The 17,568-nt window shown below is 63.6% G+C and carries 22 protein-coding genes; 10 read left to right on the forward strand and 12 right to left on the reverse strand.

Annotation, left to right across the window (positions count from 1 at the left end):
* From J7E82_RS17960 to J7E82_RS17975, 4 genes are all read left to right on the forward strand, one after another.
* On the forward strand, nt 1-1,128 hold a 1,128-nt coding region (locus J7E82_RS17960), incomplete at its 5' end, for an asparagine synthase-related protein (protein WP_251042089.1).
* A 113-nt stretch (nt 1,129-1,241) separates the two neighbouring features.
* Nucleotides 1,242-2,723 (forward strand): amino acid permease, encoded by a 1,482-nt coding sequence (locus tag J7E82_RS17965; RefSeq protein ID WP_214865102.1) that lies wholly within the window; start codon nt 1,242-1,244, stop codon nt 2,721-2,723.
* 83 nt (nt 2,724-2,806) lie between these two features.
* Nucleotides 2,807-3,448 (forward strand): LysE family translocator, encoded by a 642-nt coding sequence (locus tag J7E82_RS17970; protein WP_214865104.1) that lies wholly within the window; start codon nt 2,807-2,809, stop codon nt 3,446-3,448.
* 196 nt (nt 3,449-3,644) lie between these two features.
* The gene (locus J7E82_RS17975) at nt 3,645-3,893 is read left to right on the forward strand and encodes a hypothetical protein (RefSeq protein WP_214865106.1); all 249 of its coding nucleotides are present in this window, start codon (nt 3,645-3,647) and stop codon (nt 3,891-3,893) included.
* Nucleotides 3,894-3,923: 30 nt separating this feature from the next.
* Here J7E82_RS17975 and J7E82_RS17980 read toward each other — a convergent pair whose 3' ends face one another.
* Nucleotides 3,924-4,673, reverse strand: coding sequence for a 3-hydroxybutyrate dehydrogenase (locus J7E82_RS17980; protein WP_214865108.1), 750 nt, complete (start codon nt 4,671-4,673; stop codon nt 3,924-3,926).
* 12 nt (nt 4,674-4,685) lie between these two features.
* Entirely contained in the window at nt 4,686-6,059 is a 1,374-nt protein-coding gene (locus tag J7E82_RS17985; RefSeq protein ID WP_214865110.1) for an MFS transporter, read from the reverse strand.
* Between the two features lie 146 nt (nt 6,060-6,205).
* On the opposite strand from J7E82_RS17985, the gene J7E82_RS17990 reads away from it, so the two are divergent.
* Nucleotides 6,206-7,132, forward strand: coding sequence for a LysR family transcriptional regulator (locus tag J7E82_RS17990; RefSeq protein ID WP_214865112.1), 927 nt, complete (start codon nt 6,206-6,208; stop codon nt 7,130-7,132).
* A gap of 4 nt (nt 7,133-7,136) precedes the next feature.
* Here J7E82_RS17990 and J7E82_RS17995 read toward each other — a convergent pair whose 3' ends face one another.
* The 4 genes from J7E82_RS17995 to J7E82_RS18010 all read right to left on the reverse strand — a co-directional run bounded on the left by J7E82_RS17995 (nt 7,137) and on the right by J7E82_RS18010 (nt 9,845).
* The gene (locus tag J7E82_RS17995) at nt 7,137-7,490 is read right to left on the reverse strand and encodes a hypothetical protein (RefSeq protein WP_214865114.1); all 354 of its coding nucleotides are present in this window, start codon (nt 7,488-7,490) and stop codon (nt 7,137-7,139) included.
* Between the two features lie 82 nt (nt 7,491-7,572).
* Nucleotides 7,573-8,475 (reverse strand): spermidine synthase, encoded by a 903-nt coding sequence (locus J7E82_RS18000; protein ID WP_214865246.1) that lies wholly within the window; start codon nt 8,473-8,475, stop codon nt 7,573-7,575.
* An 88-nt stretch (nt 8,476-8,563) separates the two neighbouring features.
* Nucleotides 8,564-9,205, reverse strand: a complete 642-nt coding sequence (locus J7E82_RS18005) for an NADPH-dependent F420 reductase (protein WP_214865116.1) — start codon at nt 9,203-9,205, stop codon at nt 8,564-8,566.
* Between the two features lie 136 nt (nt 9,206-9,341).
* Nucleotides 9,342-9,845 carry a GNAT family N-acetyltransferase gene (locus tag J7E82_RS18010; RefSeq protein WP_214865118.1) on the reverse strand — a complete coding sequence of 168 codons (504 nt, stop codon included), beginning with the start codon at nt 9,843-9,845 and terminating at the stop codon, nt 9,342-9,344.
* Between the two features lie 170 nt (nt 9,846-10,015).
* Between J7E82_RS18010 and J7E82_RS18015 the strand changes: the two genes are divergently transcribed.
* The 4 genes from J7E82_RS18015 (at nt 10,016) to J7E82_RS18030 (ending at nt 13,250) form a co-directional block, all read left to right on the forward strand.
* Nucleotides 10,016-10,945, forward strand: coding sequence for a hypothetical protein (locus J7E82_RS18015; RefSeq protein ID WP_214865120.1), 930 nt, complete (start codon nt 10,016-10,018; stop codon nt 10,943-10,945).
* A complete protein-coding gene (locus J7E82_RS18020; protein ID WP_214865122.1) occupies nt 10,942-11,364 on the forward strand; it encodes a phage holin family protein in 423 nt (140 codons plus the stop codon). Before J7E82_RS18015 ends, J7E82_RS18020 begins: the two co-directional genes overlap by 4 nt.
* Complete coding sequence (locus J7E82_RS18025; RefSeq protein ID WP_214865124.1) at nt 11,361-11,957, forward strand: DUF3618 domain-containing protein; 597 nt, start codon at nt 11,361-11,363, stop codon at nt 11,955-11,957. The genes J7E82_RS18020 and J7E82_RS18025 overlap by 4 nt, the downstream gene beginning before the upstream one ends.
* Before the next feature lie 117 nt (nt 11,958-12,074).
* Nucleotides 12,075-13,250: a YihY/virulence factor BrkB family protein gene (locus J7E82_RS18030; protein ID WP_214865126.1), complete on the forward strand. Its 1,176-nt coding sequence runs from the start codon at nt 12,075-12,077 to the stop codon at nt 13,248-13,250.
* Nucleotides 13,251-13,268: 18 nt separating this feature from the next.
* On the opposite strand, the gene J7E82_RS18035 is transcribed toward J7E82_RS18030, so the two are convergent.
* Nucleotides 13,269-13,946: an O-methyltransferase gene (locus J7E82_RS18035; RefSeq protein ID WP_214865128.1), complete on the reverse strand. Its 678-nt coding sequence runs from the start codon at nt 13,944-13,946 to the stop codon at nt 13,269-13,271.
* Nucleotides 13,947-13,995: 49 nt separating this feature from the next.
* Nucleotides 13,996-14,349 (reverse strand): thiamine-binding protein, encoded by a 354-nt coding sequence (locus J7E82_RS18040; protein ID WP_214865130.1) that lies wholly within the window; start codon nt 14,347-14,349, stop codon nt 13,996-13,998.
* Nucleotides 14,350-14,438: 89 nt separating this feature from the next.
* Here J7E82_RS18040 and J7E82_RS18045 point away from each other — a divergent pair, with 89 nt between their 5' ends.
* A complete protein-coding gene (locus J7E82_RS18045) occupies nt 14,439-15,056 on the forward strand; it encodes a TetR/AcrR family transcriptional regulator (protein WP_214865132.1) in 618 nt (205 codons plus the stop codon).
* Nucleotides 15,057-15,059: 3 nt separating this feature from the next.
* On the opposite strand, the gene J7E82_RS18050 is transcribed toward J7E82_RS18045, so the two are convergent.
* The 4 genes from J7E82_RS18050 to J7E82_RS18065 all read right to left on the reverse strand — a co-directional run bounded on the left by J7E82_RS18050 (nt 15,060) and on the right by J7E82_RS18065 (nt 17,530).
* Nucleotides 15,060-15,371 carry an AzlD domain-containing protein gene (locus tag J7E82_RS18050; RefSeq protein WP_214865134.1) on the reverse strand — a complete coding sequence of 104 codons (312 nt, stop codon included), beginning with the start codon at nt 15,369-15,371 and terminating at the stop codon, nt 15,060-15,062.
* On the reverse strand, nt 15,372-16,121 hold the full coding sequence (locus J7E82_RS18055; protein WP_214865247.1) for an AzlC family ABC transporter permease: 750 nt from the start codon (nt 16,119-16,121) through the stop codon (nt 15,372-15,374).
* An 11-nt stretch (nt 16,122-16,132) separates the two neighbouring features.
* On the reverse strand, nt 16,133-16,534 hold the full coding sequence (locus J7E82_RS18060) for a hypothetical protein (RefSeq protein WP_214865136.1): 402 nt from the start codon (nt 16,532-16,534) through the stop codon (nt 16,133-16,135).
* A gap of 87 nt (nt 16,535-16,621) precedes the next feature.
* Nucleotides 16,622-17,530 carry a glycerophosphodiester phosphodiesterase family protein gene (locus J7E82_RS18065; RefSeq protein ID WP_214865138.1) on the reverse strand — a complete coding sequence of 303 codons (909 nt, stop codon included), beginning with the start codon at nt 17,528-17,530 and terminating at the stop codon, nt 16,622-16,624.
* Nucleotides 17,531-17,568 lie beyond the last annotated feature (38 nt).

Here is a 17,568-nt window from a genome sequence, read left to right on the forward strand (position 1 = left end):
GCCTTGGGCCGACTTCACTACGTCCGTCGGGAAGAGCATGCCTCGTGGACGGCGGATGATTGGCAGGAGGCGATCCTCGCGTCGCTGCGTACGGCTGTCCAGCGCAGGCTTGTTGCCGACGTTCCGGTGGGGGTGCTCCTGTCCGGAGGCCTCGACTCCAGCCTCCTGGTCGCCCTGCTCGTGGAGGCGGGCCAGAGCGGGCTGAGCACTTTTAGCATCGGGTTCGACGGCGCCGGGGGTGAAAGCGGCGATGAGTTTAAGTACTCGGACCTGATTGCCAGGCATTTTGGCACCGATCACCATCGCCTTCACATCCCGGTGTCCGACTTCGCGCCGGCGATCGGCCATGCTGTTGCCGCTATGCCCGAACCCATGGCCAGTCACGACGTCACGGCTTTCTTCCTGCTGTCCAAAGCCGTCTCGGAGCACGTGAAAGTGGTCCAGTCAGGGCAGGGCGCCGACGAAGTGTTCGCGGGCTACGCCTACCATCAGCCTGCGAGGGATGTCCCCCGGGAAAATGCCCTGGAGGCCTTCACCGCAGCCTTTGCTGATCGGGGCCACGGCGAGATGAGCGAAGTACTTGAGCCCGAGTGGCTGTGCGCTGCAGACGTAAGCCGCAGGAGGCTCGCGCAGGAGTTGAATGCGCCCGGAGCAGACACTGCCCTCGACGCCGTGCTGCGACTGGACGCGCATGTACTGATGCCGGACGATCCGGTCAAGCGGGTGGACAGCATGACTATGGCCTGGGGACTGGAAGCACGGGTTCCCTTCCTGGACCAGGACCTCGTCGCCCTCGCGGCCGCCTGCCCGCCAGGGCTGAAGATGGGCCAGGGAGGCAAAGGCATCCTGAAGGATGTGGGCCGGACCATCCTGCCCGCCGCCGTCATTGACCGGCCCAAAGGCTACTTCCCCGTTCCCGCCCTTCGCCACCTTGATGAACCGTTCCTCACGATGGTCCATGACGCGCTTCATGCCCCGGAGGCCAAACAACGCAGGCTCTTCCGGGCTGACTACATAGAGGGATTGCTGGGAACTCCCAACGAGCGTTTCACCTCAGCCAAGGGAAACATCCTGTGGCATCTCGCCGTCCTGGAGATGTGGCTCCAGCGACACGGTGTGGGCGGATAAGCGGGCGGACGTCTGGAATGGAAGACACCGAAGCGTCGTGAGGGCCCTCACGTTTTCCACATAAATGGTCTGCTGGATAGCGATCCCCTCCCAATGACGAGAAGGTTTTTCGCATGCAGCAATTAACACTGGCCATGAAGGACGCGTCCTTACAGGCGGCCGGCGCCGTCCTCAACCGCGGGCTCAACGTCCGCCACATCCGCTTCATGGCCCTCGGCTCGGCCATCGGAACCGGCTTGTTCTACGGTTCAGCGTCCGCCATCCAAAAAGCCGGGCCCGCGGTGCTGCTGGCCTACATGATTGGCGGAGCAGCGGTATTCATGGTGATGCGCGCCCTTGGCGAGATGGCCGTACGGCACCCAGTTTCAGGCTCATTCGGGCAATACGCCAGCCGCTACCTCGGTCCCTTGGCAGGTTTTGTCACGGGCTGGACCTACGTCTTCGAAATGGCCATCGTGGCCATAGCTGACGTCACCGCCTTCAGCATCTATATGGGGTTCTGGTTTCCCCAAGTGGAGCGCTGGATCTGGGTGCTGGCCATTATCTTCTTCCTCGCCGCGCTGAATCTCCTCAGCGTCAAAGTGTTCGGTGAGCTGGAGTTCTGGTTTTCGCTCATTAAGGTCGTTGCCATCATTGCCATGATCGCTGGCGGTGCCGCCATCATCATCTTCGGCTTCCAGGCTGGAGGCGCTTCCGTGACGCCCGGCCTTGGAAACCTTGTGGAACACGGCGGGTTGTTCCCCAACGGCTTCGAAGGGCTGCTCGCCGCGTTCGCCGTCGTGATGTTTGCCTTCGGCGGGATCGAAACCATCGGCATCACCGCCGGCGAGGCGGCAGATCCCAAAAAGGTAATTCCCCAGGCCGTAAACACGGTTCCTGTCCGAGTTCTGCTCTTCTATGTACTCACGCTGGGCGTGCTCATGAGCCTGTTCCCGTGGAACGAGATCGGCAGCAATGGCAGCCCGTTCGTGCAGATCTTCAGCGGGCTGGGCATCCCCGCCGCCCCGCACATCCTGAATGCCGTGGTGATTACCGCAGCGCTCTCGGCCATCAACAGCGACATTTTCGGGGCCGGACGCATCCTGTTCGGGCTTGCCAGGCAGGGCCACGCGCCCCAAAGCTTTGGGCGAGTATCCCGGCACGGCGTGCCTTGGATGACCGTGATCATGATGGCGGCAATCCTGCTGGTGGGCGTGGTCCTCAATGCCGTGATTCCTGAAGACGTCTTCGTGCTGATCGCTTCCATCGCCACCTTCGCCACCGTATGGGTGTGGGTTATGATCCTCGCGTCCCACGTGGCCATGAAGCGGGAGATCGCGCGCAAGGGACTTCCGGCGTCGGAGTTTCCATCGCCCCTCTGGCCGGCTGCCTCGGTCCTCACCATTCTGTTCATGGCCATGGTGATCGTCATCCTCGGCGTGTTCGAGGACACGCGCGTAGCCCTCTACGTGGGTGCCGTCTGGCTAGGCCTGCTTGTGCTCGCCTTCCGGCTGTGGGTCAGGGGGAACGGACGACGTCGGGCCGAGCTTGTGGACGAAACGTCGCCGCTGCCTGTGGTGCCCGTTGCAGACGACGCCGGCGCTGCCGCCCGCTAAGCCCGACACTCGAACCCGCCTTCCCATACTCCTAACCTCGGCGGAACCTCCCGCAACAGAATCCGCCGGGGTTAGGATCAGGCATGGTTCCTGCAACCAACCTCCTGACCTTTTCCTTGGCTTCCGCGCTGCTCATCGCCGTTCCGGGGCCGAGCGTCCTTTTCGTTGTGGGAAGGTCGCTCGCGCTGGGGCGTCGAGGCGGGTTGCTAAGCGTCCTGGGTAATACCCTGGGCGAGATGCTGCAGATCGCAGCCGTGGCCGTCGGGCTCGGCGTTGTGCTCGCGCAGTCAGTCGTGCTGTTTACGATCATCAAGTTTATTGGCGCCGCCTACCTTATCTACCTCGGAGTCCAAGCGATCCGACAACGCAAGGGACGGTCGAAAGCTGCCGCAGATCCCACACCGACAGCATCCACCAAACGACTCCTCGGTGAGGGATTCATCGTGGGGGCCACAAACCCCAAGTCGCTTGTCTTCTTCGTGGCGGTCTTGCCTCAATTCGTTGACTACTCGGCGGGGGCTATTCCATTTCAACTGGCCACGCTGGGCGGCGTGTTCCTCTTGATAGCCCTGATTTCCGACAGCGTCTGGGCCCTTGCCGCAGGCACTGCACGGCAATGGTTCGCCCGGTCGCCCCGCAGGGTTTCTGCCGTTAGTGCCACGGGTGGAGTGATGATGATCGGCTTGGGCGGAACGCTCGTGCTCACAGGCAACAAGAGCTCTTAGCGGGCGGCCGGCAAGTACTCGTCCTGACGAAACTGAGTACCTCATCGCCTGACTGCCTTAAGCGCTGTGAAAAATGAGGTAATTGTTACTGATGTGACACAAGTGACTACTTTTCTACAGTGGATGCATGCTCGGCCGGAGGTAAGAAAGCCGCCGTCCGGCTCTCAAAATCCCCCACTGCAGAGGAGTGATCCCCATGCCGGAAGCCAAGGAGCGGGTATCCGCCACCAGGTGGCAGTTTCCTTCGCTATTGACGGCAGTCCTGACCCGTCTGCGGGCGGCGATGGTACCGTACGGAATCGGCGACTGCGTCGTCACAGATGATCCCTTTGTTGGCAGAATCGAAGGGATCGTTGAGCTCAAGCAGGGCAATCTCGTCGGGCTAAGGACCCTTGGGGACGACCTGGTCCTGTACGACTACCGGATGCTCCGCCTCGTCGAGTAGGCGCAGTTGAATAGGGGCAGGCGTCCTGCACTACTTCGCCGACCACCCACCGTCCATCGTGTAGCTGGCGCCGGTGACCATGCCGGCGTCGTCCGAAGCGAGCCACACCACCAGCGAGGCCACCTCTTCGGGTTCCACAAGCCGTTTGATGGCTGACTCCGTAAGCATCACCCTGGACAGCACCTCCGCTTCCGGGATGCCGTGCACCTGTGCCTGGTCCGCGATCTGCTTCTCCACCAGTGGGGTCCGGACGTAGCCGGGATTGACGCAGTTGGACGTGACGCCGTGCTCCCCGCCCTCAAGCGCCGTGACCTTGCTCAACCCTTCCAGCCCGTGCTTGGCAGAAACGTATGCGCTCTTGTATGGGGAGGCGCGCAACCCGTGCACCGAGGAGAGATTGATGATGCGGCCGAAGCGGTTGGCATACATGTGCGGCAGGGCGGCACGGATCAGCAGGAACGGAGCCTCGAGCATCAGCGCAAGGATTCTGCGGAATTCGGCGGGTTCAAACTCCTCAATGGGCGCGATCTTCTGGATGCCGGCGTTGTTGACCAGGATGTCGCAATCCAGGCTGAGCGCGGCCAGCGCGCCTGTGTCGAGCAGGTCGACCGCCCAGGCGGTGCCCCCGAGTTCGTCGGCGAGCGCGGTCGCCGCGGAGGCATCGACGTCGGCCACCACCACTTTCGCACCGCGTGCCGCAAGAGCCCGGGCACAAGCTGCCCCGATCCCGCTTGCCCCGCCAGTGATAAGTGCCTTGCGTCCGTTGAATGCATTCTCCATGGGTCCGGGCCCCTATCGGGTTGCCGAGGTAGTGGCGAGGCCGTGGCGCTCGGCGTCGGCGTTATCCACTTCTTCCAGCGCGATGCCCTTGGTCTCCCGAAGTGTCAGCACGGCAACCGTGGTGACGGCGCAGGCAACTACCAGGTAGATCGCGGTGGGCAGCCAGGATCCGGTGTCCTTGAGCCATTGCGTGGCGAGCAGCGGGGCAAGGGAACCGGCGAAGATCGAGGTAACCTGCGAGCCGAGGGATACGCCTGAGTAGCGCATCCGGGTGGGGAATAGCTCGGACATGATGGCGGGCTGTCCAGCGTACATAAAGGCGTGCAGGCAGAGGCCGATGGTCACGGCCAGGACGATAATCAGCGCGTTCCTGGTATCAAACATCGGGAAGGCGAAGAACGGCCATACCGCGCCGGAGATAGCCCCGACCAGGTAGACGGGCCTGCGTCCCCAGGAATCCACCAGTCGGCCCACCTGCGGAATGACCGCAAAATGCACCACGTGGGCGATCAGGAGTGCCAGGAGCAGCGAGGAGGTGTCGTACTGGTGGACGCTCTTGAGGTACACGATCGAGAAGCTGACCACGAGGTAGTACATGATGTTTTCCGCGAAGCGCAGTCCCATGGCCTGGAGAATGCCCTTGGGATACTTGCGCAGGACCTCACCGACGCCGTAGCTGACGGCCTGCTCCTTTTCCACCTGGGCCTTGGCCTCGAGGAAGATGGGCGCCTCGGTCACGTGCGTCCGGATATAGTAGCCGACGAACACGATAACGGCGGAGAGCCAGAACGCGACGCGCCAGCCCCAGCCGAGGAAGTCTGCGCTGCTGAGGGCCTTGGACATGATGAACAGCACCAGGGTGGCCAGCAGGTTGCCTACCGGGACAGCCGCCTGTGGCCAGCTGGACCAGAAACCGCGCGAGTCGTTCGGGCTGTGCTCGGCCACGAGGAGCACCGCGCCGCCCCATTCCCCACCCAGCGCGAAGCCCTGGATAAAGCGCAGGCCCACGAGGAGCGCCGGGGCGATGTACCCGAGTTCGGCGAAGCCCGGCAGGCACCCCATCAGGAAAGTGGAGACTCCCACGATGATGATGGTGAGCTGCAGCGTGGGCTTGCGGCCCAGCTTGTCGCCGATCTGGCCGAAGACAATTCCGCCAAGCGGACGGGCAACGAAGCCTACGGCGTACGTCAGGAAGGCCTGGATAACTCCATCCAGTTCGTTGCCTGTGCTCGGGAAGAAGTACTTGCCGAATACAAGCGTTGCGGCGGTGGCGTAGAGGAAGAATTCGTACCACTCCACCACGGTGCCCACCATCGAGGCGGCCACGATCTTTTTCAGGCCGGAACCCTTACCGGCTGTTTGTCCGGAGCGTTGTCCTACGCTCATGTCCATCTCCTTAGTGTCCTCGTTGACACGCACTGTGATCCGTCTTGGCTGTGATCTACAGCACGGGAATGCTTCAATGAGTATTGCCGCACATTCAGGGCGGCTCAATGGCCAAATCGGCACCGCGCATGTGCAGAATTGCAGAGATGAACCCCAATCCAGATGACCTGCTTGTCCTGCTCGCCGTTTCCCGGTCGGGGAAATTTACGACGGCGGCCCAGGCCTTGGGCTTGAACCACACCACAGTTTCGCGAAGGATCGCGGCCTTGGAAAAGGCCCTCGGCGGTCGCGTTCTCGCCCGGGCCGCCGGCGGCTGGGAAGTCACGGACCTTGGCGCGCAAGCCGTGGCCATCGCCGAACAGGTGGAGGCGGCCGTCGGACTTCTTGGGCAGGCCGATCGAGCTCCGGATCCAATCACCGGCGTCGTTCGCATGACCGCAACCGACGGCTTCAGCGCGTACATCGCGGCTCCTGCCGTTGCCCGCCTGAGGCGGGAGCATCCGGGGCTCAGCGTGGAAATCGTGACCGTGACTCGGCGGGCACTGCAGCAGCGTTCGGGCTTGGATATTGAGGTGGTGGTCGGCGAGCCGCAGGTGCACCGGGCCGAGGCTTTCCAGCTGGGCGAGTACGTGCTGGGGATGTACGCTTCCCGCGCATACCTGGATGAATACGGCATGCCCGCAACGGTGGACAAGCTGGCGCATCACCAACTCGTCTACTTCGTGGATTCCATGCTGCAGGTGGATGACCTGGACGCACCGCGCCGCCTCGTGCCCGCGATGCGGGACGGGCTAAGTTCCACGAACGTGTTTGTACACGTGGAGGCCACCCGTGCGGGGGCCGGCGTCGGCTTCCTGCCCTGCTTCATGGCTGATCTCCACGATGACCTGGTCAGGCTGCTGCCCGAGGCCTTCGCCGAGCGGCTCCCCTACTGGATGGTGCTGCGACCCGACTCGATGCGGCGGCCCGCCGTCGCTGCCGTTGTGCAGGCTATCCGCGACCAGACGGTAGTGCAGCGCGAGGCACTACTCGGTAGACGGACCCGGCGGTCGTGGCCCCAGCCAAGCCACTAAGGGCTTAGCCGCCGGCCTGGCCGGCGCCGCAGATCTGGCTGTAGGTGCTTCCTGCGTTCTGGAAGCCTGCCTGGAGCTCGGCCATCCGTGCGGAATCCGGGTGCTCTTTCACGGATTCGTCGGCGTAGTCCAGGATTGCCTTGAGCGAGGGCTGTAAATCGTCCGAAGACACCGCCTCAATGGGCCGGATCGCGTTGGCCAGCCGGGTCATTCCCGTCTTGCCCATATTTCCGGTGGGGCTCGACACAACGAGGTTGACCCGGTCACAGGTTTCTGCGGTGGTCAGCTTCGGCGCAGCGCACGCGGACGCGGAAACGAGGAGCCCGGCAGCGAGCAAGGCAGTAGTGAGTTTCTTCATGATTCCCTCAATAGTCGATACCAGTCGATTGTAAGCAGAGTCCGGTTCAGGGTTTCGACACCCTCAACCACAAGCGGCAAGCTCATCCACCACTGGCAAGCTCATCCACAGCGGGCTGGACCATCAGCGGCGTATCGTGTCGGACGGTTGACCCGGCGGCGAATGCGCGCACCTTTGCGTCATCCCAGATATGGGCCGGGACAGCGCCACCCAGCAGTCTCCGCGCGAGCTGGGGGTCGTCGTCGAACGGCTCATGGCTACCCGCCATAACCATGTTTCCATAACGGCGGCCCTTAAGCATGGCCGGATCCGCGATGATCATGGTGTGCTCGAACGTGGCAGCGATGGTGGCTGCATCCTCACGGGCGCTCCTGAGATCCGGGGCGTCCCCGGAGTTGGCCACGTAGAGCCCGCCAGGGGCCAGCACCCGATCCACGTGGTCGTTGAATTCCCGGGTAGTCAGGGCCAGCGGAGTAAGCGCCCCTGCGAAGACGTCGCGGATGATGACATCCCTTGTTTGGGGGGTGAGGCTCTCGGTGACCGTCCGCGCCTCCCCTACCCTGATGCGCAGCAGCGGGGCCTTTGGCAGGTCGAACCAGCCGCGGACGTAGTCGGCCAGCTTCCCGTCGAGTTCCACGACCACTTGCCGGGCCTGGGGGTAGGCGGCATTGAAATACCGCGCCAGGGAGCACGCTCCCCCACCGAGGTGCAGGAGCCTGAGTTTTGGCCTGGTCTCGGGCCGCCAGCGGGATTCCACCAGGGCGGCGATCCAGCGCATGTATTCAAAGTCCAGGAACAACGGATCGGCGAGGTCGATGTGAGAGCTCATCACGCCGTTGATGCGGAGCAGCCAACCGTTGGAGTTGTCGGGGTCCTGGACCAGTTCACAGTCTCCTGTGTCGATGTAATACACGCCCTCGGCGGGACCCTCCAGACGGGTGCCGGCAGTGACTTCGACGGGCTTGCCGCCCTTGCGCTTGGCCATCAGCTGGTTGCCGATGGGGTGGCGGAGGAAGTCATACTTCAACCCTAGTCAATACCAGCCGATTTCTTGCCGTCGCGTGCTTGGCCACTCAGGGCAGGATCCTCAGCGAGGTGTCCCAATTGAAATGCTCGTGCTTCCCGCTCGCGTGCAGCCCCATGATCAGCAGCATGAAGGACTCCAGTTCACGGGCCCGCCGCAGTGGCCCGGCGTCGATGGGCCGCATTCGGGCCTGGGCTATCATGGCGCTGACTTTTTCCTTGGCGGCCTCGGAGTCGCCGGCCACAAACACGTCGAGGTGCTGCCCTGCCACAGAGCCCACCTCCAGCGTCTTCGACAGGACGGTGTTGAACGCCTTCACGACGTCGGCCCGGCCGGACAGCAGTTCGGCGGTCTCTTCTGCGGCCGATATACCAGGCGGTGTCAGCATGCGGTCGAAGCTTGAGGCGTCAAGAGGGTTGCTGATGTCAACCACGACCCGCCCCTCGAGTCCTTGGCCGAGCTCTTTGATGGCATTCCCCGTCTCGGTATAGGGAACGGCCAGGAAGACTATCTCGCCTTCGATCGGGTCTCCCAGAGCCCCTCCTGCGGCTCCAGGATCCAGGGACTCGACCAAGTCGCGGACCTTGGTTTCATTGCGTCCCAAGATCTGCAGCGACCGGTCCGCCAGGAGAACAGTCTTGGCCAGGCTCCGTGCCATCATTCCGGTGCCGATGATCGTAATCTTTTCCATTGCAACCTCCCACTCGGGCTACTACCAGTTGACGCCACTACATACGGGCTGTCTTGGGTCTTTGGTCCCCGATCCCGGCGGCCGGGCCCACTTAAACGCCCGACGGCGGGGACGCGCCTCAATGCCCTACGGCGTCTCAGCGCCCGACGGCGGGCCGCACCATGCGGATCTCCGGCAGTTCGTACCACCGCGGGGGCAGCAGCTGCCGCTTGCCATCGGGCTCGAACCCGTTCCTCCGGTAGAAGGCCTGTGCCCGTGGGTTGCCCTCTAGGACCCAGAGGTAAGCTGCTTCCCCCGACAGCAGGGCATCAACCAGGGCCTGCCCCACTCCTGCCCCGTGTACCCGCCGAAGGGTGTACAGCATATACAGCTCCAGAAGGTGTGGGCTGTCCTCGTCGCGGCCTGGCCCCGCAGCCGCGATGCCTACCAGGCATCCGTCGTCGTCGTGGGCCAGCAAGGGAACAGCTGAGCCTAAGTTCGAAGTCCTCTGGCGCTCGATCTGAGCCCCGATATTCGCCTCACGCTCAGCAAAGAATTCTTCCGGAAGCAGGTGGGCATAGCTCTCGCGCCAAGACATGATGTGCATGCGGACCATGGTTTCGGCGTCATCCACAGTGCCGGGACGAAGGGTGAAAGCCATCCGTCAAGAGTAGTTCGGAACGCATAGTCCTCAACAGCCTCAACAGCTGGAGCTCTTTCCGAAAGTAAAACAAAGGGTACTTACTATTAGGTAGTAATCGTGCTTACTATTTTAGGGCCAGTGATGCTGGTTCTTGATCAGCAGCCGACCTTCTTGGAAAGAGAGCGAAGATGACAGAGAACCAATGGCCGCAGGACGGGAGTTACAGGCCTCGTACGCCGGCCGAGCAGAAAACCGACGCCTACGGCAATCCCCTGCCGCCGGCGTCCACACCCCTTGATGAAACGGAAACGTATTCTGACACGTCCGGAACCACCGGGACCGGAACTACCCAGATGGGCACCACCGGAATGGGAACCACGAGCATGGGAACCACCGGAACCACCGGAACAGAGACCACTGGGGCCATGGGCGGCAAAGCCGACGTCGCTAAGGAGGAAGCGAGCGAAGTTGCCCGGCAAGCCAAGGAATCTGCCCGCGGCGTGGCGGAAACAGCCAAGTCTGAAGCCGCCAATGTCGCCGAAGAAGCCAAGAGCAGCGCGAGGAATCTCCTCGACCAGGCCAAGACGGACCTGACCGACCAGGCCGGAACCCAGCAGCAGAAAGTGGCACAAGGCCTGAAGTCCGTCGCCGACCAGCTGCGCACCATGGCCAACGCCTCGGACCAGCCCGGCGTCGCATCCGACCTGGTGAAGCAGGCCGCCGAGCGCTCCACCTCCATCGCCTCCTGGCTCGAAGGAAGGGACCCTGGCTCCCTGCTTGACGAAGTGAAGTCCTTCGCCCGCCAGCGGCCTGGCACGTTCCTCCTGATCGCGGCAGGTGCCGGTGTGCTGGCCGGACGCCTCAGCAGGAGCCTGAGTGCCGGCGCGCCGGATTCCGGGTCAAGGAGCGGTTCAGTGTCGCCCACTTATCGGGCACCAGGCACTTATCAGGCACCAGGCACACCGCTTGCTGGCCCTCCAACGGCGGGCACGGCCGTACCGCCGCCAACCGTCGAGCTGCCGGGCCCCGACGTCACGACAGCGGGAGCTGCCGGAGGCGGTATCCCGAGCCGGCCGGAGGAGGATCCCTACTTTACTGAAGGTGGCCGACAAATATGAGCAGCGAAATCCCGGATTCAGAAGCGCACGCCAAGGCCGAAACAAACTCCCTTGGAGACCTTCTGGGAGAGGTGACGCGAGACATTTCCACCCTGATGCGCCAGGAAGTAGAACTGGCCAAGGTCGAGCTGAAGCAGTCCGCAACCCGGGCCGGCAAGGGAAGCGGAATGTTGGCGGGAGCGGGCGTGGCAGGACACTTTGTCCTCCTCTTCCTCTCCTTCGCGCTGTGGTACGCCCTGGGTTTGGTCATAGGGCTCGGCTGGTCCGCGGTAGTGGTAGCCGTGATCTGGGGCATCATTGCCGCCATCCTGGCTGCTGTGGGCCGTAGGGAGCTCAAGGCGATCCAAGGCATGCCCCGCACCGCCGAAACGCTCCAGGAAATTCCACCAACATTGAAACCAAGCGAGGGAACACGATGAGCGATAAACCCGACGTCATCCGCGCCGACATTGAACAGACCCGCCGCCGCCTTGGCACGAACGTTGACGCGGTGGCAGACAAAGTCACCCCGTCGCACATTATCCAGCGGCGAACCGAAAAAGTCAGGAACGCCATCTTCGGTGTAAAGGAGAATGTCATGGGTGCCGCGGACGACACCAGGCAGAACGTACGATCCGCCATGGATGACGCCGGCTCGGCAATGAGCGATGCCGGCGAGGCCATCAGCGAGGCGCCACAACGGGTCGCTGCCAAAGCCCAGGGCAATCCGCTGGCCGCAGGGCTGATCGCTTTCGGGGCGGGCCTGCTCGCCGGCTCACTCATCCCGCCAAGCCAGAAGGAGCGGCAAGCAGCCGAGGCCGTGAAGTCCGCTGCCGAACCCGTCAAAACGCAACTGACGGAAGCTGCAAAGGAGGTAGCGGAAGGCCTGAAGGAACCAGCCCAGGAGGCCATGGAAAGCGTCAAGACAACCGCCATGGACGCCAAGGAACACATCAAGGAGGAGGGCCAGACCGCCGTCGAGGATGTCAAGGACCGGGCCGACGACGCCAAAGGCAACGTCCAGGGCGCCTGACGAAAAGCACTTGGAAGCGTCCGGCCGCCCCGCAGCCCTGCGTGGCGGCCGGCCTGCGTTTCGCAGCGCTTTCGGCAAAACACCCTATGAAATCAGCAAGCGGTAAGGAAGATTCCCATGGCGAAGGACGCAACAACGACGCCGAACGATGGCACCGGGGATACCCCGCAGTCGGAAGCCAGTACGGCCAAAGCCAGCACTGCGCCCGCCCCGGATGACGCGCGGAAGCCGGACAGTCCGACCGATATCACGAAGCCATCGTGGACATACGTAGCCAAGAAGACGTTCCGGGAATTCACTCGCGATCAGTGTCCGGACCTCTCGGCTGCGCTCACCTATTACGCAGTCCTGTCACTGTTCCCGGGACTGCTGGCCCTTGTCTCCCTGCTTGGCGTTTTCGGGCAGGCGGAAAGGACCACGTCCGCCGTCCTGGAGATCGCCCAAGGAATAGCGCCGGGCGGCACCGTAGACATCATCCGGGACCCCGTGCAAGAGCTTGTCTCATCCCCCGCCGCCGGGCTCACACTGGTAGTTGGTATCGCGGCAGGCCTCTGGTCGGCGGCGGGCTATGTCGGAGCCTTCGGACGGGCTATGAACCGGGTCTATGAAATCGACGAGGGCCGCGGATTCGTCAAACTCCGCGGAACGATGCTCGGAGTCACCGTGGCTTCGGTGCTCATTGTCGCAGTGCTTGCCGCCATGCTGGTGCTGACCGGCCCTGTTGCAGAAGCCGTCGGTAACGTCATAGGCCTAGGCGGCGCGTTTCTCACAGCCTGGAACATCGCCAAGTGGCCCGTCATCGTGGCCCTCGTGGTCCTGCTGATCGCAATCCTCTACTACTCCACGCCCAACGTGAAACAACCCAAGTTCCGCTGGATGAGCATCGGTTCATTCATTGCCCTTGTTGTTTTTGTGCTGGCCTCGCTGGGCTTTGGTTTCTATGTGGCCAACTTCAGCAACTACAACAGGACCTACGGAGCGATCGGCGGCGTCATCGTCCTGCTGCTTTGGCTGTGGATCATGAACATGTCCTTGCTGTTCGGAGCGGAGTTCGACGCCGAGATGGAGCGGGGACGCCAGCTGCAAGCGGGAATCGAGGCTGAGGAAACCCTCCAACTGCCGCCGCGGGACACCAAGCAGAGCGACAAGCTCCAGGAGCGCGAGGAAGAGGATGTCCGTCACGGGCGGGAACTGCGGGAACGGCATAGCCGCGAGGACTCCCAGCACCAGGACGACCACGGCGGACGCAGCCAGCGCGAGGACTCCGGTCGCGAGGACAGCGGAAGGCGGTGACAGCGCCTAGTACAGCACCTATTTCACGACAGCCAGCGCGAAGCCGTCCCAACCCTTCGTGCCGACGGTCTGGATCGCGGTCGCATCCAGACGTGGATCCCTGCCCATCATCTCCAAGGCGCTGACGATGCCGGGCGCGTTGACCTCATCCCGTTCCGGCTCTAGGATCGCGCCCTCCCAGATGACGTTGTCCACAACGATCGTGGTACCCGGACGTCCCAGGCGGATGGCCCACTCGAGGTAGTGCGAGTCGTTCTCTTTGTCGGCGTCGATGAACACGAAGTCGAAGGGCTCCACTCCAAGGTCAGCCAGCACCTGAAGTGTGTCCAGGGCCGCGCCGACCCGGATTTCAACCTTGTGGCCGATCCCGGCGGCATCCACGTTGGTGCGCGCCACCGCAGCATGTTTGGGGAGGTATTCGCACGTGAGCAGCCTGCCGTCGTCGGGCAGTCCGCGCGCCATCCAGATTGTGCTGAAGCCGGCCAGCGTCCCGATCTCCAGCACCCTGCGGGCGCCTGACACCTGAACGAGGAGCTTGAGCAGTTTCCCGGCGTTGGGGGCGACCTCGATGCGCGGCATGTCGGCGTCGACGGCGGTGCGCACCGCCCGCTGCAAGGCCGCGTCGGGCTGGACGACGACGTCGGACAAGTACTTTTCAACGGCTACCCAGCCGGGCTGGGCGTCATGTTCAATCATGCGGCCCAGTCTTGCAGCTAGCTAGTCTTGCAGCTAGCCACTCTGGCTCCTAGCTGGCGTCGGCAATAGCGTTTTCGAGCCGCTCCACCTTGCCGGTGAGCTCACCGGTGTAGCCCGGGCGAATGTCTGCCTTGATCACCAGGGACACCCGGCTGCCGTATTTCCCCACAGCTTCCGTGGCGCGCTTGACGACGTCGAACACCTCGTCCCACTCTCCCTCAATGGTGGTGAACATTGAGTCGGTGTGGTTGGGCAGTCCTGATTCGCGGACGATTTTTACGGCCTCAGCCACGGCGTCATGGACGGAGGCATCAGCGGGCCGACCAGCGGCAGGGGCAGGTGCGGCAGCATCGGGAGCAGCAGGCGGCTGGCCGGAGGGGGCAACTGAGAAAGCGAGCAACATGAGCCCAGTGTTTCACGTGAAAAGTGCCATATTGCCTGCTACTTACAAGTAACAGCCGGTGCTGGGTGCTGCGTTGCTAATGTGACAGCATGGACCGGCCCCTTGAACGCAAGCCCCTTCGCGCCGACGCGGCACGCAACGTAGACAAAATCATCACCGCCGCACGCCAGTGCTTCCGCGAACAGGGCCCCGAAGTTCCCCTCCAGACCATCGCCGTGACCGCCGGAGTTGGCCCTGCCACGCTGTTCCGAAACTTCTCGGACAAGGAACAGTTGGTGCTGGCCGCGCTGTCACGGCAGCTCCGCCGGAATGTGGACCCGGTAGTGGCCGAGGCGCTTGACGGCATGGACGCTGCCGTCGGGCTGTTCCGTGTAATCGACGCCGTTATGCAGGTGGCCAGCGAGGACGCCAACCTGCTGGGGGCGGTGGCCGGCCGCCGCGGATTGCTGTCAGGCATCACCCGCGGCCTGATCGAATCGGTGGGCGTGCTGCTGATCCGGGCGCAGGGCCAGGGCTCGATCCGCCGCGACATCACCATTGAAGACATGGTCAGGATGCTCGCCATGCTGATCGGCGCCGTGGACACCATGGAGCCCGGGTCTAATTCCTGGGACCGTCCGGTGGCCCTGGTGGAGGACGCCATCCGCACCGAGCGCCTGGCGCGGCCGCTGCCGCCACAGACGCCGATCCCCGGGATGACGTTGTAGCTTTCAGCTCCAGCCAAGCATCCTGAGCCCTGCCGCCGCGGCGGCCCCTGACAACACCACCACCAGGAACGGCGCCCGGAGCCACAGGGCGACGGCGGCCACCGCCAGGGCTCCGAGTCTTGCGTCCAGCACTACCGACTGGCCGGCGGCCGTGGCGTTGACCACGGTCAGGGAGGCCAGCAGGCCGATCGTCATGGTCCCGGCTACGCGCGTCATCCGCGGGCTCTTGAGGAGTTTGCCCGGAACAAAATAGCCTGCGAGCTTGGTAGCGTACGCCACTGCGCAGGCCACCAGGATCCATATCCACAGCTCCATTTAGTCCTGCCCCCTGTGGCCGTGGGCTTGGCCGTGACCGTGGCCGTGACCATAAGGATCGACGTCGGGTTCCATGCCCTCGTCGCTCCGGCCGTGACTGAGCCAGCCAAGTGTGCCGGCCACGACCCCGGCGATCAGGATGGGCACTCCGGCTGGGACGAACGGTACGGCCAGGACTGTTGCCAAGGCACAAGCGGCCGCAATAGCCCACGGCTCGCGTCCCTTGAGCCTGGGCCACAGCAGGCCGAGGAACGCCGCAACCGAAGCGCCGTCGAGCCCCCACTGCTTGGGGTCGCCCATGGCATCGCCGGCGAGCGCCCCCACGGCCGTGAACAGGTTCCACAGCACGAAGATGCTCAGGCCTGCAGTCCAGAAGCCACGCTTTTGCTCGTGTGGATCCGGTTGTCCGAGGGCGGTAGCAGTAGTTTCGTCAATGGTGAACTGGGCCGCAGCATATCGTCGCCACCCACGAGGGTGCATCATGGCGTTCATTTGCATGCCGTAGATGCCGTTGCGGAGTCCCAGGAGGGCCGCAGCCGTCATTGCCGCAATACCCGAGCCGCCCCCGGCCACAACGCCGATCAGGGCGAACTGGGATCCGCCGCTGAACATCAGCAGGCTCAGCGCCATTGTCTGCCACACGTCAAAGCCGGAAGCCACGGACAGGGCGCCGAAGGACACGCCGTAAAGGCCGGTGGCAAAGCTCAGCGACAAGGCGACCTTGAATGCGGGTGACTCCCGCAGCTTCATGTCCTTGTAGTTCACTGCTCCCGGCGCTTCGCCCAAGGCTTCACCGTCCCCTCCAGCACCGTCCCCTTCTTCATCCCGGCCAGCAGGCCGGCTGCGTGGGCGACGAACAGCGCCGTCGACAGCGTGGAGGCGGCTCGGCGCGTGGGCGGGAGGAGAAGCCCGACGGCGGCCGTCACCTGGAGGAGTCCGCTGACTGCCACCCATTCTTCCCTGGACAGGACCGCCAGGTGTCCGTTGAGCCCAGGGGCCGTGGCCTCTGGCTCGGCCTGATCCGGCCGGCATAGGAAGTCCGGAACCAAGGGATAGAAGAGGTGCGGCTCGCGGAAATGCTTCATGGCGCTGGCAAGAAGCAGCGCACTGTGGGCCACAGTCCATACGGTCCGGATCGAGGTGTTTGACCGTTGAGGGAGCATGCCTCCATGCAACCACAGCGTTCCATGGAGTACTAAACGCAGTGGACTAAAACCACGGAGTTGCTGGTCTTCTGGTGGTCGAGCTTGTTAGGCCAAAACCTGCGCCAATACTTGGGCGGGCTTATTGGTGGTGATCTCGTGCACGCCAAGACCCTGGCAAAGGGCAACGTCCTGTTCGGTGTCTACTGTCCAGACGCGGAAGCGCAGGCCGGAGTCCAGCCAGCGCTGCACGGTCCGGGCATGCTGCCTCACATAATCAACGCCGGGCCCCGCTATGCCAACCTGGCGTTCGTCAAGGATCCGCTCGCCCTCGAGCTGTGCGGCCTTCATGACTTTGGCAGCGGCCCCCGCGGTGAAGGCTCCCAGGCCAAGTTCCTGGCGGAGCTCCGACACATTCACGTCGTCCACCAGCTGGCAGATGAATTCGGCCGGCACGCTCTTGAGCAGGTGCCTCACGGCCTCGGGGCTGAAGCTCATGAATGTGACGTGGATGTTGTCCAGCATGGAGTCTCCGGGCGTCCAGCCATGCCCCCGGAGCACCTCCAGCACCCGGTCCTCGAGTTTCAGTTGGAAGGGGCTGGGATGTTTCAGCTCAATGGCGAGCGCCACCGGCCGGCCAGCGCTTCGAAGGATGTCCACGAGCGCGCCGAGCGTCAACAGCTGGTCCGCGATGCCGCCGAATTCCTCGGGAATGCGGACGCCTTTCCAGGATGAGAAATCCAGGGAACGGAGTTGGCGGAGCGTGCGGTCGGCCACAGGCCCTGTGCCGTCGGAAGTGCGGTCCAGGTTCGCATCGTGGAGCAGGACGACATGCTGGTCCTTGGTCAGATGGACGTCGCACTCAACCCCGTCCGCGCCATCTGCAAGGGCTTTCAGGTAGGCGGCCCGGGTGTGTTCGGCGAAGGCATGGCTGGAACCCCGGTGCGCGAACACCTTGGGACGGCGGGGCAGGAACTGCTCACCGGGCCGGCCGGGCACTGACTCGTCGACTGTCATGATCAAACGGTAGCCCACCGGGAGACGGCAGCGGCGTT

This window comes from Arthrobacter sp. ISL-30 (genome assembly GCF_018613855.1).
In the GTDB taxonomy this organism is placed as follows: domain Bacteria; phylum Actinomycetota; class Actinomycetes; order Actinomycetales; family Micrococcaceae; genus Arthrobacter.